Annotated in this window: 9 protein-coding genes and 1 pseudogene; 5 read left to right on the forward strand and 5 right to left on the reverse strand. The window is 66.3% G+C overall.

Annotated elements, in window-relative coordinates; genetic code table 11:
* Positions 1-252 precede the first annotated feature (252 nt).
* A pseudogene (locus F6Q13_RS04190) lies at positions 253-510 on the reverse strand (transposase); the annotation flags it as partial.
* A gap of 247 nt (positions 511-757) precedes the next feature.
* Between F6Q13_RS04190 and F6Q13_RS04195 the strand changes: the two are divergent.
* The 4 genes from F6Q13_RS04195 (at position 758) to F6Q13_RS04210 (ending at position 7,824) form a co-directional block, all read left to right on the forward strand.
* Positions 758-1,075, forward strand: a complete 318-nt coding sequence (locus tag F6Q13_RS04195; protein ID WP_293052693.1) for a DUF2710 family protein — start codon at positions 758-760, stop codon at positions 1,073-1,075.
* Positions 1,076-1,180: 105 nt separating this feature from the next.
* Positions 1,181-2,662 (forward strand): type VII secretion protein EccB, encoded by a 1,482-nt coding sequence (gene eccB / locus F6Q13_RS04200; RefSeq protein ID WP_293052696.1) that lies wholly within the window; start codon positions 1,181-1,183, stop codon positions 2,660-2,662.
* Positions 2,663-2,664: 2 nt separating this feature from the next.
* Complete coding sequence (gene eccCa / locus F6Q13_RS04205) at positions 2,665-6,750, forward strand: type VII secretion protein EccCa (RefSeq protein WP_293052699.1); 4,086 nt, start codon at positions 2,665-2,667, stop codon at positions 6,748-6,750.
* A gap of 180 nt (positions 6,751-6,930) precedes the next feature.
* Complete coding sequence (locus F6Q13_RS04210; protein WP_293052702.1) at positions 6,931-7,824, forward strand: fructose bisphosphate aldolase; 894 nt, start codon at positions 6,931-6,933, stop codon at positions 7,822-7,824.
* Between the two features lie 13 nt (positions 7,825-7,837).
* On the opposite strand, the gene F6Q13_RS04215 is transcribed toward F6Q13_RS04210, so the two are convergent.
* A complete protein-coding gene (locus F6Q13_RS04215; protein WP_293052705.1) occupies positions 7,838-9,244 on the reverse strand; it encodes a wax ester/triacylglycerol synthase family O-acyltransferase in 1,407 nt (468 codons plus the stop codon).
* 330 nt (positions 9,245-9,574) lie between these two features.
* Between F6Q13_RS04215 and F6Q13_RS04220 the strand changes: the two genes are divergently transcribed.
* On the forward strand, positions 9,575-10,087 hold the full coding sequence (locus F6Q13_RS04220; protein ID WP_293052708.1) for a hypothetical protein: 513 nt from the start codon (positions 9,575-9,577) through the stop codon (positions 10,085-10,087).
* Here the strand turns inward: F6Q13_RS04220 and F6Q13_RS04225 are convergent.
* The 3 genes from F6Q13_RS04225 to F6Q13_RS04235 all read right to left on the reverse strand — a co-directional run bounded on the left by F6Q13_RS04225 (position 10,084) and on the right by F6Q13_RS04235 (position 13,387).
* Positions 10,084-10,821 (reverse strand): methyltransferase domain-containing protein, encoded by a 738-nt coding sequence (locus tag F6Q13_RS04225; protein WP_293052710.1) that lies wholly within the window; start codon positions 10,819-10,821, stop codon positions 10,084-10,086. The genes F6Q13_RS04220 and F6Q13_RS04225 overlap by 4 nt on opposite strands.
* A gap of 89 nt (positions 10,822-10,910) precedes the next feature.
* On the reverse strand, positions 10,911-12,275 hold the full coding sequence (locus tag F6Q13_RS04230; protein WP_293052824.1) for an aldehyde dehydrogenase family protein: 1,365 nt from the start codon (positions 12,273-12,275) through the stop codon (positions 10,911-10,913).
* A gap of 14 nt (positions 12,276-12,289) precedes the next feature.
* Entirely contained in the window at positions 12,290-13,387 is a 1,098-nt protein-coding gene (locus tag F6Q13_RS04235) for a phenazine antibiotic biosynthesis protein (RefSeq protein ID WP_293052712.1), read from the reverse strand.
* Between the last annotated feature and the right edge of the window lies 1 nt (position 13,388).

Genomic DNA, 13,388 nt, shown 5'->3' on the forward strand with positions numbered 1-13,388 from the left:
GTTCTCGGTCCAGCCGCTCACCAGGTCGGTCATGGTCAGGGTGCGGGCGAACTCGCCGATCAGACTCGGGCCGCAGTGCGCGACGGTGTCGGCCTCGATCACTCCCGGGATGGTGGGCGCCTCATCAGCACAGGTGCGAATAGTGATCGAGTTCCGCAGCAGCGGTGATGGTTTTGTCGTCGAGATGCCCTTGATCCGCATCCGGTCGCGAGCCGGCTTCAGATACCGATCCACGGTAGCCGCGCTCATTGTCTTCAGCTCGGCCACCGCTGCCTCGGTGGCAAACGGCTTATCCAGGTCACCGGCGGCGGCCAGCAGCGGCAGCCACTGTTCGAGCATGACCACCAGGTATTTACCGCAGGGCATGCCCATCAACGCCCACACATGCTCCAGCAGCGCCCTGGCGTCGTCGCTGAAGCCCCGCGGCCGCAACCTGCGTTTATCGACCTGGCTGGCCGGATCCGGCAGCTGCGGGCCGGTCAGCATCCGCCGGGCCGTTGAGCGGCCCATCCCGGTGGTGGCCACCACCTCGTCCAAAATCTTGCTCTTATCCGACTTCAACGCCTTGCGGTATTGACCTCGCAGTTTGTTGGTTACCTGCCGTCTTGCGGCCATGTCGATCTTGCCCTCCACATCGGGCAAGCCTTCCGCTCTACGCGCTCAAACTAGCTGAGGCACCACCACCGGCCACGCGCTCAAAGTACGTGAGGCACGTCGCTGAATTGACCCAGCTCAACGGGGTCGCCATACTTTTGTGATGCCGGGGCCGGGCAGTCGGGCAGACAACAGTCACACAGATCTCGTCGAAGCGGTGCTCCGCGATCTGAGCGAGGCTGCCGACAGATGGGAGGCACTGGTCGCCCAGGCCGAAGCGATCACCTACAGCGTCGATCTCGGCGACGTGCACGCCGTGGCGAACGCAGACGGCAGGCTGATCGAGTTGACCTTGCACCCGGATGTGGTGACCGGCTACACGCACGGGCAACTGGCCGACAGGTTGAACCTGGCGATCACGGCGCTGCGCAATGAGGTGGCGGCCGAGCACCGCGCACGGTACGGCGGGCAGATCCGATGACCACGGACCCGGTGACGAGCGACGCCGCCAAGCCTCCGGGTCGAACAGCCTTGCCGCGTTCGGGCAACGGGCCGATCGTGGTCGTCGTTGCAAAGGGTACAAATCATGCCGCTTAATCTGTCCAACCGGGACCAGAATTCGGGGCATCTGTTTTACAACCGCCGGCTCAGGGCGGCGATCACCCGGTTCTCGGTGCGCATGAAGCACGACGATCGCAAACAACAGGCAGCCGTGGTGCTGTCGATGGTGTTCGTCCTCATCGGCGTCGGGTGGATGGCCCTGCTGCACATCATGAAACCCGCCGGGTTGGCGGGCCAGTCCGCGGTCATCGGCGACCGCGACACGGGCGCGATCTATGCGAAGATCAACGATCGGCTCTACCCGGCTCTCAACCTCACCTCGGCGCGCCTGGCGGTCGGCAGTGCCGCCGCCCCGACCTGGGTCAAGTCCGGCGAGATCGCAAAGTACCCCACCGGTCCGATGATCGGGATCCCCGGCGCGCCGGACAGTCTTACGGTCACGCTCAGCACCATGTCCGCCTGGGCGGTTTGCGACTCCGCCGCCCGGGGTACCGCTGCACCACCGCTGGTCACCACCATCGGCGGTGAGGTGTCGTCGGCCGGTCGGGCGACTCCGATGGGGCCGGCGCAGGCCCTGCTGGTCACCCACAAGGGCGCAACCTATGTGATTTGGGGAGGGCATCGGTCGCGGATCGATCCTGTGGACCGGTCGGTGACCTTCAACCTCGGTCTTGACCCCGGCGTGACCTCCCCGGTCGAGATCTCCAACGCGTTGTTCGACGCCATGCCCGCGACCGAACCCCTTGTGGTGCCGACGATCCCGGAAGCGAGCACGCCGTCGCGGTGGCTACCGGAGACGCCGGTCGGTAGCGTGCTTCAGACCCGCGACGCCACGGGTGCCGTCAACGGGTTCTATGCACTGTTACCGACCGGTGTGCAGAAGATCACCAGCTTCGTGGCCGATCTGCTGCGTACCTCGGATTCCCACGGCGCGACCGCACCGGTGCTGATCACCCCGGACAAGCTGATCCACATCCCCGTCGTCGACGCACTCAATGTCAGCTACTACCCAGCGGGCAGGCTGGATTTCATCGACACCTCGGCGAACCCGGTGACCTGTGTGGCGTGGCGGAAGCAGACCACCGACCCGCAGGCGACGATCAGCATTCTCAGCGGCCCCGGGCTGCCCGTTCCGATCGGGATGGACTCGCACCTGGTCGAGCTGGTCCGCAACGACCGCGATGCCAATTCGGTGGAAGCCGACCGGACGCTGCTGCTGCCCGGTGCGGCGAATCTCGTGGCGACCACCAGCGGGGTCGCCACCTCGGACAGCCGGGAAAGCCTGTATTGGATTTCCCCGCAGGGCGTTCGCTATGGCATTCAATGGGAAAACCGAACCTTGCAGGCGCTGGGTCTTGACTCGCGCCAGGCGGTGCAGGCCCCGTGGCCGATTGTCCGGACCTTCGCGGCCGGACCCGCCATCAGCCGCGAGTCCGCGCTGTTGGCGCGTGACACCATTACCGGTGCGGTGGCGCCCATCCCGGACGCGAATGCGGCGGGAGGTTAGCGATGTCCAAGCGCGGATTCGTCAGGAGCGTGCGCAACCCGCCACCGACCGTGCCACCGGTGCGGGTGGCGGTCGCGCCGCCGCTGGCGCTGCCCGAACGCGAACCGCGCAACATCTTGGTGATGATCGCCGTCCCGGCGTTACTGGTCGGCATCATCGGGACCCTGGTGGTGATGTACACCTCCGGGGTCCGCTCCCTGCAGTCTGGTTTCTTCCCGATGGTGGGCCTGGCCGGCTTCGGAGCCCTGATGCTGGGCGGCCGGTTCGGGCGCGGCCGCAGGATCTCCTGGGGAGAGCAGGAAAAGCAACGCCGCAGCTACCTGCGGCGGCTCGACGAAGACCGCGACGAGGTGCAGCGCGCTGCCCAGGAGCAGCGACGCAGTCAACTGTTCGTGCACGGTGATCCGCAGAAGCTGGACACCGTGATCGGCGGCCCGCGGATGTGGGAGCGCCGCCCGAAAGACCCGGACTTCCTCGATGTCCGGCTCGGGATCGGAGTACAGCAAGCCAGCGATTCAGCGGTCTCGCTGCAGTGGCCGGAGGTGCCCACCGGCGAGGAACTCGAACCCGTCACCGGCGGCGCGCTGCGGGATTTCATTCTGGAGCAAAGCAAAATCCGGGGCATCGGTAAGGTTGTGAGCCTGCGGTCTAAGCCGGGCTTCAGCTTCCTCGCGCAGGAGCCGGGCGAACTGCACAAACTGCTGCGGGCCATGCTGTGTTCGTTGGCGGTCTATCACAGTCCGAGCGATCTCAAGCTCGTCGTGGTCACCCGCCATCCCGAGCTGTGGTCCTGGTTGGTCTGGTTGCCGCACAACCAGCACGACGAGATGTTCGACGCCTGCGGACTTCGGCGTCTGGTGTTCACCTCGCCCACCGAACTCGAGGAAGTGCTTGACGCCGAGCTACACCGCAAGGGCCGGGGTCCCTGGGTCCCGCCGGCCGGAACCACACCGACGTCGATGCCCTCACCGATGGAGTCAACGGGCTCGACGCTCGGCCCGCACTGGGTGATCGTCGACGACAACGTCGGGACGCCCGAGCAGTGGGAGGGGATAACCGGGCAGAAGGGGATGGCCGGCATCGCGGTGCTGCGGCTGGCGACCCGTCCGGGCGTCGGAGTGGGTTTCAGCGCCGACGACGAGCGGTTCGAACTGCGCGAAGACCGCCTTTACCACCGCGATGCGTTCTACGCCGTCGCCGACATGCTCGCCGCGAGCACCGCCGACCGATATTCGCGAGCGTTGGCGCGCTGGTCGCCGATGAGCGCCGGGGAGCTGTCGGAAACCGACAGCCAGGCCGGGGAATTGCTGCGCGCGTTGGGTATCGGCGATCCGCGCCAGCTCGACGTCGATCGACTGTGGGCTGAAAGCCGCGGCCGGGGTGACCCGAAGTGGGCGATGGTGCCGGTCGGCGTGAAGCCGGGTGGTGAATTGCAGTACATCATCTTTCGCGCCAAGGACTTCGGGGGCTACGGCTTTCACTCGGTGGTGATCGGGACATCGGGCTCGGGCAAGTCGGAATTCTTCTTGTCGTTGTGCAATGGGATCGCACTGACACATTCGCCGGAATCATTCATCGTCATCTTCGTCGACATGAAGTTCGAATCCGCGGCACAAGATTTGGAAGGGCTGCCGCACGTCGCGGGGTCGTTGTCCAACCTGGGCAAAGATGACAGGCACCTCGCCGAGCGGATGCACAAGGCGATCAATGGCGAAATAGCGCGTCGGTATCGTCTTTTCAAGGAAGCCGGTGCGCGTGATGCCAACGAGTACGAAGAAATGCGACTGGCTGGAAGGGATCTGGAGCCTGTCCCGATCCTGCTGGTGATCATCGACGAATACCTGGAACTGTTCCACCACCACCAAGAGTGGATACAGCTGGTCATCCACATCGGTCAGGAAGGCCGCGGCTGCAACGTCTTCTTCACCCTCGGTGGTCAGCGTTTGGACCTATCTTCCCTGAGTAAGGCCAAGAGTAACATAGCATTTCGAGTTGCGCTTCGAGCCGAGACCGCCGAGGACTCGCGCGATGTCATCGGTAGCGACGCGGCGTTGCACCTGCCCTCCAAGGAGAACGGCTACGCCCTTCTCAAGATCGGCCCGCGCGACCTGGAACCGTTCCGGTGCTTCTACCTCTCGGCACCGTTCGTGCTGCCGAAGAAGATCGCGACCGTGAGCAAGACAGTGGACATGAGCTTTTCCCGGCCGCGGCCTCTGACCTGGGAATACCAACCGCTCAGCGCCGAGGACACCGCGGCGCTGGCGGTCGCTGACGAACCGGAGGAACCCGACGAATTTCTTTTCCACACCGATGGATTCAAAAAGAAAAAGATCCTCGACGTGATCCGCGACGCACTGATTTCACACCCCGCTCGCCTGCCGCATCAGATCTGGCTTCCCCCACTGGAAGTGAGTGAACCGGTTGATGAATTGGTGCGGTATTGGCGCGGGAAACCATGGCACGCCGACTACGGGCAGAATCCGGGACTGATCTTCCCGATCGGGATTGTCGACATCCCCGAAGAGCATGAGCAGCGGGTGCAGGTCGTCGACGCCGAGATGGACAACATCATGGTGGTGGCCACTGCCCAGCGCGGCAAATCCACCACGCTGATGACGTTGATGACTGCCGCGGCGCTGATGTACCGCCCGCAGCGGGTGACGTTCTTTTGCATCGGTGCAGCGCTGTATCCCATCGAGAGCCTGCCGCATGTCGCCGGTGTCGTGAGCCTCAACGACACCGAGGGAGTGTCCCGAACCCTTGCGACGTTAGAAGGACTCATCCGCGCGCGAGAAACGTCGTTCAAGCACTACCAGATCGACATCTCCGAGTTCCGGGATCGGCGCTTCGGAGCGGTCGGTGGCGACGGAACAGATCCGGAAGACAAGTTCGGCGACGTCTTCCTGGTCATCGACAACTACGGTGACCTGCACGAGAAGGACTTCGCCATGGGCGATCGCGCGATCGCGATCGCCCGCCAGGGCCTGTCGTATGGTGTGCACGTCATCACCAGCGCCAGCGGCTGGTTCGTCGGGCAGAAGCAGGGCTTGCTCACGGTGTCCAACGCCCGGATCCAACTGCGGTTGAGCAATCCCGACGAGTCGCAGATGGGCACCTCGGTCGAGCAACGCAGAGCTGCCCGCAACACGTTGGACCGGCCCGGCTTCGGTCTGACGAGAGACGGGCACGAGCTGCTGGTGGGTGTACCGGAGATCTGCGGGACCGACGGCGAGCGCGTGGCTACCCGCGACATCGGTTCGCTCATTGCCCGCGTCACCGGAGCGGGACGGGTGGATCGCCTGTCCCGGCTGCCGTCGCGCGTGGCGCTGCGCCAGCTCATCGAGGCCTTTGCCGACAGCGCCGGGGCGGCCGAACCGCTCAACATCCCTTTCGCGATCGGGGAAAGCGCTCTGCAACCGGTTGTGCTGCAGGCTCGGGCAGCGCCCAACATGCTGGTGATGGGCCGAGCGCTGTGCGGAAAGACGACGACGCTGGCTGCAGTCGGTCAGGCGGTGATCAACCGGTTGGCGGTCGAACAAGCGCAGATCACCATCATCGACCCGAAAACCACGCTGATCGGCAGGGTGCGCGGCCCCCATGTGCGCGCCTATGCCTACACCGCTGAGGACATCGATACCGTGATCGCCGAGCTGGCGGCGTTGTTGCGGGATCGCCTGCCGCCCGCCGGTCTCAGCCAGGACGAGCTGCTGAATCGCAAGTCCTGGGAAGGCCCGCGCCACTTCGTCCTGATCGACGACGAGCATGAACTTAGACCGCATAACCAGGTCACGCGGCCGGCGGCGACGGCGCCGCTGTGGGCGTTGATCGAGCGCAGCCGGGAAATCGGTCTGCACGTCATCGCTTCCCGCCTGCCCGGCAACTGGGCCGGGCAGGTGGTGATGAATCCCTTCCTGCAGAAGATGACCGGATCCCGGTCCCCGACCCTGTTCATGGACAACGATCCCGCAAACGTCAAGGTCTTCGGCCGGGTCAGCGCTCAACAACTGCCACCCGGTCGCGGCCTGTTGGTCACGACCGAGGGAGAGATCGAGGGAGTGCTGGTGGGCGATCCCGAGCCAGCGGCTTAGCGTTACCATCGGCCGGGCCCAGCGTGCAGCGGCCACCGACCGCGGACTGAGCATTCCATCCAGGCGGTCGTGGCGGCATACGATTGGTACTGGCCTGGCCCGAGTGTGCGCGCCATCGCGGACTGAGCGACGAGTAGTGAAGCGAAACGAAGTCACGACTAGCTGGGAGGGCAGAACCTCATGCCGAAGGAGAAGCAAGCGGACCGGATGACCTCCGGCAAGGGATTCGTTGCGGCGCTGGACCAAAGTGGTGGCTCGACACCCAAGGCGCTTCGGCTGTACGGCATCGACGACAGTGCATATTCCTCCGAGCAGGAGATGTTCGACCTCATTCATCAGATGCGTTCGCGAATCATCACCTCCCCGGTGTTCACCGGGGACCGGGTGCTGGCGGCGATCTTGTTCGAGCAGACGATGGACCGCGAGATCGGTGGCGAGCCGTCGACCAGCTACCTATGGCACACCAAGGGCGTCGTGCCGATTCTCAAGATCGACAAAGGCCTCGCCGAGGCGTCCGACGGCGTACAGCTGATGAAGCCCATCCCGGGGTTGGACGAGCTGCTCGAGCGCGCCGAGCGCAAGGGTGTTTTCGGCACCAAGGAGCGGTCGGTGATCGGCGCCGCCAACGCCGGGGGCATCGCCGCGATCGTCGCCCAGCAATTCGAGATTGCCCGTCAGGTGCTCGCACACGGCCTGGTACCCATTCTCGAACCCGAGGTCACCATCTCGATTCCGGACAAAGCGCGGGCCGAGGAGATCCTGCTCGAAGAGATCACCCGACAACTCGACACGGTGCCCGACGGGCAGCGCGTGATGCTCAAGCTGTCGTTGCCCACCGAGGTCAACCACTACCGCCCGTTGGTCGAACACCCCAAGGTGATGCGCGTGTTGGCGCTGTCCGGCGGCTACTCCCGTAAGGAGGCCGTCGAGCTGTTGGCCAAGAACAGTGGGATGATCGCCAGCTTCAGCCGCGCGCTGACCGAGGGGCTTTCGGTCGACCAGTCCGACGAAGAGTTCAACGCCGTCCTGGACGAGGCGATCCAGTCGATCTACGACGCCTCGGTTGCCGGCTGAGCTGGGCTTGTCGTCAAAGTCCCGCGGCCCGCTCGAGCAGGCCCAGTTCGTGGTCGAGGTGTCCGGTCATCGCGCCCAGTCCGGGAACGGCGTGACGACAGCCGGTGAGTCCGAACGCGATCGTGTTCCCGGTACTGGTGCAGGTGATGTTCAGCGCCTGCCCGTCAACCGGGATCGACAGTGGGTAGAGGGCGTCGAGGCGGGCGCCGTTCCAGTACAGCGGCGCCGGGGAGCCAGACAGATTAGAGATCATCACGTTCGGCGGGCGCAGCAGCCCGTGGTGACCGACCAGCATGCCCAACGCCAGCGGCGCGGCCCCCATCGCGCTCATCGCCAGGACCTGCAGCCGACTGCGCGAGGCCATCGCGGCCTTGCCCTCGCGCATGCCGGCCCGCACCGCTGCGAGCCGCTGGCCCGCGTCAGCCACGTCGGTGGCCAGGCTGCACGTTAACGAGCCGATATTGTTCCCTGCGTGCGCTGTGGCGCCCCCGCCGCTCCCGGGCCCGTGCAGCGAGACCGGTACCATCGCCACCAGCGACGCCCGCGGCAGCGCCCCCTTGCTGGTCAGATAGCTGCGCAACGCCCCGGCGCACATGGCGAGCACCACGTCGTTGACCGTGGCATCGTTGCTCCTGGCGACCAGCGCAAGCCGCTCCAGGGGCCAGGAGCACCCGGTGAACGAGCGGGTGCTGTCGATCGGCACGTTGAGCATCGTGCGGGGTGCGACCAGCGACAGCGGGCCGCCGCGGCCGCACAGCGCTTGCTCGAGCGTGCCGGCGAGTGCGGGCACCAGCCCGGCGACCTCGCGGGCCGCGCCCCAGGCCGTCGCCACCACCCGACCCGGCAGCCCAAACAGGTGCAGAGCGCCCCGGGGTGAGTGCGGTTCTGGCGTGGGTGCGGCCTCGGCCGGTTCCCACAGCGCGGCCCCGCCGCGCCGACCGGAGTCCGCGCTCAACGCCGCGCGCAGCATTCCCAGCGCGGACACCCCGTCGGCGAGCGCGTGATGCATCTTGACGTACACCGCGTACCGGCCGTCGGCCAGGCCCTCGATCAGGTGTATTTCCCACAGCGGCCGCTCCCGGTCCAACGGGGCACCGTGGAGCCAGGACACCAGCGTCCACAACTCCGCCATCCCGGCGGGCCGCGGCAGCGCCGCGTACTGCACGTGGTAGCCGAGATCGACCTCGCCGCTGCTGTCCCAGCCCCACTGCCCCAGCGATGTCAGAGACCGGCGGGCCCGTTTACGCCAGACGCCGGCCACGTCGTCCCGGGCGACGGCCGCTTTGAACATCTCACGCACGTCCGAAGCGCGGGCGCCCTCAGGCGGGGAGAACAACGCCAGCCCACCCACCTGCATCTGACAATGCTCGGACTCTGCCAGCAGAAACAGCGAGTCAGCGGGGGACATGGGCATCAACATCGGATCACAAACTCCAAACACAACAGGGTGCCGAGGACGGCGCAAGAACGGGTTGGGTGGACGCGCCGGCCCGGTTGGGCGGATCACGTCGCGGCCGGCCACCGTGCTACGCAGTGACACGAGCCCGGGTCTGATTCGACGGGCATGATGCGCGACAGAAGTACTCAACCGCTGTGACTGACGTTACGCCACACAGCGGAGATTGTCTTGGTCACCGCCGAGGGCGGTGCCGCCGCGGTACATTGCCCTGGCGGCGGCTTATCGCTGACTTGACGATCAGGGAGGGTTATGCACTCGTCGGCGCATTCAGGCCGATGTCGCGAGAGTCAAATGATCGGGTCGCGTCCGGGCGTGGTCGGCGACGGTTTTCGCGTGCTGTGTCTGATCGTGTCGGCAGCGGGCTGTGCGGCGCTGCTGGCGGTCGGGGTGTGGCCTGCGACCGCCGCGCCCGACACCGACGACCAGGGTTTCATCGACTCCGCCGCGCGCTGCACGACACCGGACGTGGCAGTTGTTTTCGGCAGTACGGAGAGTTCCCGGGTGGCGATCTGTAAAACTCCCGGCGGTCAGTACGAATACCGCGGCGTACGCATGCGCGACGGCGCCAAACTGGCCGTGCCGGCCACGCCGTCGGAGCGCGGATTCGTCGCCGAGAACGACGGAATCGTCTACACGCTGACCCCGAAGTCGCTGGTGATCAGCACGGACGGAAACGTACTGCGGGACGAACCGATGACGTATTTCCACGGGTCTACGGCATCGACCGCGCCCGCAGCGACCTCGACCCCGACGACGCCGTTGCCGCCGCCGCTGCCGGCCGAGGTGGGCGGCAGCGGCCGCTAGCGCCGGCCCCGAACCCACTGGATGGTGCCGATGTTTTTGGTCCGCACACTGGCGAAGCCGAGGTCCTCGAGGATGTCGGCGATTTCGTCGTCGCCGAACGCGTAGGCCCCGGTGTTGGGCACCAGGCGCCACAACCGGGCGGCCCGCCCGGCGGTCGGCACCATCACCGCCAGCCGGCCCCCGGGGCGCAGCACCCGGGCCATCTCCGACAGCGCTGCCGCCGGGTCCGGTATCAGCTGCAGCACCGCGATCGAGACCACCGCATCGACCGTGTCGTCGCGCAGCGGCAGCCGCTGCGCATCCGCCCGCAGAAAGCCGACCTGCGGGCCGGATTCGGCACGGACCGCGCGCGCCAGCATCGGCTCGGAAACGTCGACACCCAGCGCCAGCCCGCCGGGACCGGCGGCGCGGGCCAGGGCCGCGGTGACCGTGCCCGGACCGGACCCGACGTCCAGCGCGACGCCGCCCGGCGGGATATCGAGCCAATCGATCGGATGCTGCCACGCGGTCAGCAGTCTGCGAGCCACCGTTTGCGTACCGTCGTAGAGCATCGATCCGATCGGCGAGGCCCACAATGCCTGGATCGCGCCGGTGTTCCTGGGCACCGTCGCGTCGGGCTGGGCGCCGATCAAATCCAGGTAGCCTTTGCTGACGTCTGGTTCGGCCGGCGGGTCGGCGAGCAAGTCCAGCGCTCGGTGCAGCGCGGGCGGCAATGTGGTGGTCGTATCGGTCATCGCTGTTCCTTCGGGTCGTCGACGGCGTACCGTCGAGCCTACGGAGCGCTGCCTGCTCGACCAAATGCCCAGCCTTAGCGAGACACAGCTCAATCGCGGACAAAGCCTTTGTTACGCATCAAAAAATCGGCGAGAAACCCGTCATGCGGCAGATCCGGCGCAGCGAAGTAGCTGGGGCGGTGACCGCAGTATACGTTGGCGATCGTCGGCTCGGCGATCAGCTCGTCGAGCAGGTCCTCGTCCGCGGTGATCGCCTTGACCACCAGTGAACGCCGCAGCGGGCCCACCCCGTCAGTGCGCGACCACGGCGCCACCCACACACAGGGAAACGGCAACTCCACATTGAGCGTGGCGGTAGCGGGCCGGTCCATCAAGTGGACAGCCGGCCGCAGCGCGGCGCTGCCGTCGTCGAGGGTGGCGACCACCTGATCAGCGCCGAGCAGCGGGGTCGTTCCCGCCGCGTTGGCCGCCAGGTAACTGGCCAGTTTGCGGGCGTTGTCGAGGGTTTGGGTGGGCAGGATGGCCCGCTCGTCGTCGCTCGGGAGCGGTTCGATGGCCGATAATCGTTGGGCGATGGCGCTCGCCAGTGCAGCGGGATCGCCTTCGCAGAGCACGGCGGTGGCGTTGACGCACGCTGCCCCGCCCAGTCCGGCGATCGAGTCGACGATGGTGTCCAGATGCTCGCGCCAGTCTTGATCGGCGGTGACCAGGATTTTCGTGCGCCCCGGGCCGTTGACGAAAACCGTTGCGTCGCCGCTGTATTTGTCGGCGATATCCTGGCCGCCGTAGACCGTCGCGAGGTCGGCCGACCGGATGATCTCGTCGGCTCCGCCGTGGTCGGTGGGCAGATAAGTCGCATCGCCGGCACGAAACCCCGCCTGGCGCAACGCGTGGATGAGTCGATGCGCGGTCAGTGGTTCGCGGCGTGACGGTCGGACAGCCACCCGGTAGCCGAGTGCGAGCGCCTGCGGCCACGAGGCGTGGATTCCGGGACCGTTCCCGGCGGCGAGCACACCGAGCACCTCACCGCGCCGAACCCACAGAGCGCTGCCGGTGCGGATGGCCTCGTCGCGCCAATCCATCACCGCACCGGCCGGCCGCGCCGGGCGCAGCGCATCGAAGGCCGACACCACACCACGCGTCACGCTGTCGGCGCCGGAGCGGATCACCGTGATCGGCAGGCCCGAAAGCCGGCTCGCCAGGCGAATATAGTCGTCGTACTCCAGTCCGGCGACCACCCCGGCGGCGAACAAGTCGGCGGCCTTGGCCAGCGCTGCCTTGCGGTGCGCGACCGGCAGTGCGGGTATGTTGCGCTGGGCGCGCAGGGTGCGCGACACATACAGCGCCGGTGCGACGCTGAGCTCAGCCACGGCCGCACCGGACATGCTGCGCAGGACTTCGTGGTGACGGGTTCGGTATTCCCCGTCGGCGCCGAGCGCATCGACGCGAACCAGGCCGGTTGTCATGGTCAGTAGACGCCCTCGATGACGGGCTCGCCCTCGAAAGTGGCGACCGGAGCAACCTCGGTGAGCGAATCGCCGACCTGCCCGGCAGGTCCCGGCAAGCGGATCGCGCTGTCACGCTCGAGGTTGTTGGGTATGAACATGCCCTTGCTGATGTGGTGCATCACCACCTGGCCCCGTTGCCCGTACGCCACCCCGCACCCGGTGTCGGGATCGACTACCGAGAACACGACGTAGGGGGACCGCGGGTCGAAAACGAAGGACCCGGACTCATCGTCGCGACGGGTGACTGCTTGCGAGAGAACCATGGTGCTGCCGAACACCATCGTGATGGCGGTGTCCGGGAAAATGTCCCGGAGCACGTCCAGGGTATCGGCGTCGACATGGGCACCGCTGAGCAGCACGAAACGGATCTTGTCGTTGATCAAGTCCACGACATGGTCGTTGCGGGCGATCACTTCGAGCAACGGGGGCGTGGTGTGCAAATTGGCGACGTGCTGGGTGCGCAACACGAATGCCGCTTGCTCGAGGAGATGGTCGAGATAGGACCTCACCTCACGCGCGGGGTTGCCGGAGGCGATCTTTTTAACCCAGCGAGGATCGAAATCGATCGTGTGGAAGATCGAACCGAGCCGCTGGGAGACCAGCCGGGAGAAGTAGCCCACACCGTGCGGCCCGCTCGGCATCAGGGATAAAAAACCTGAGCCGCAAAGGAATCCGACCGTTTCGAAGTCCTCGGTTTGCCATTGGACAACTTGCTCGATCCAATCCGGCAGCTGCACAGTTCGTTTGGGGGCTCCGGTGGTGCCACCGGACTCGAAGATCTGCGGCACCGGTGGCGGTGTCCCGTAGCCGCGGGGAATCAAGTCCTCGACGGGCACGCTGCGTAATTCGTTCACGAGGTTGGGGAACAGCGCCAGATCGGCGAAGGTGCCGACGTCGGTCAACGGGTTGAAGTCCAGTGTGCGTGCCCTGCGCAACCAATACGGGCAGCCGGTGTCCTCGCCGAAGTGCCAGCCGATCGCGGCGCGCAAGTAGGCATCCGGGTCGTCGGGCGGCGCCGTCCGCGGCACGTCGAGCAACGAGAAATCGGTATCGGCCATA

This window comes from Mycobacterium sp., assembly GCF_008709575.1.
Taxonomy (GTDB): domain Bacteria; phylum Actinomycetota; class Actinomycetes; order Mycobacteriales; family Mycobacteriaceae; genus Mycobacterium.

What these genes read in the sequence shown, in the direction of transcription:
- eccCa (WP_293052699.1), top strand. Translation starts at nt 2,665, where the DNA reads ATGTCCAAGCGCGGATTCGTCAGGAGCGTGCGCAACCCGCCACCGACC.
- F6Q13_RS04220 (WP_293052708.1), top strand. Translation starts at nt 9,575, where the DNA reads ATGATCGGGTCGCGTCCGGGCGTGGTCGGCGACGGTTTTCGCGTGCTG.
- F6Q13_RS04225 (WP_293052710.1), bottom strand. Translation starts at nt 10,821, where the DNA reads ATGACCGATACGACCACCACATTGCCGCCCGCGCTGCACCGAGCGCTG.
- F6Q13_RS04195 (WP_293052693.1), top strand. Translation starts at nt 758, where the DNA reads ATGCCGGGGCCGGGCAGTCGGGCAGACAACAGTCACACAGATCTCGTC.
- F6Q13_RS04235 (WP_293052712.1), bottom strand. Translation starts at nt 13,387, where the DNA reads ATGGCCGATACCGATTTCTCGTTGCTCGACGTGCCGCGGACGGCGCCG.
- eccB (WP_293052696.1), top strand. Translation starts at nt 1,181, where the DNA reads ATGCCGCTTAATCTGTCCAACCGGGACCAGAATTCGGGGCATCTGTTT.
- F6Q13_RS04215 (WP_293052705.1), bottom strand. Translation starts at nt 9,244, where the DNA reads ATGTTGATGCCCATGTCCCCCGCTGACTCGCTGTTTCTGCTGGCAGAG.
- F6Q13_RS04210 (WP_293052702.1), top strand. Translation starts at nt 6,931, where the DNA reads ATGCCGAAGGAGAAGCAAGCGGACCGGATGACCTCCGGCAAGGGATTC.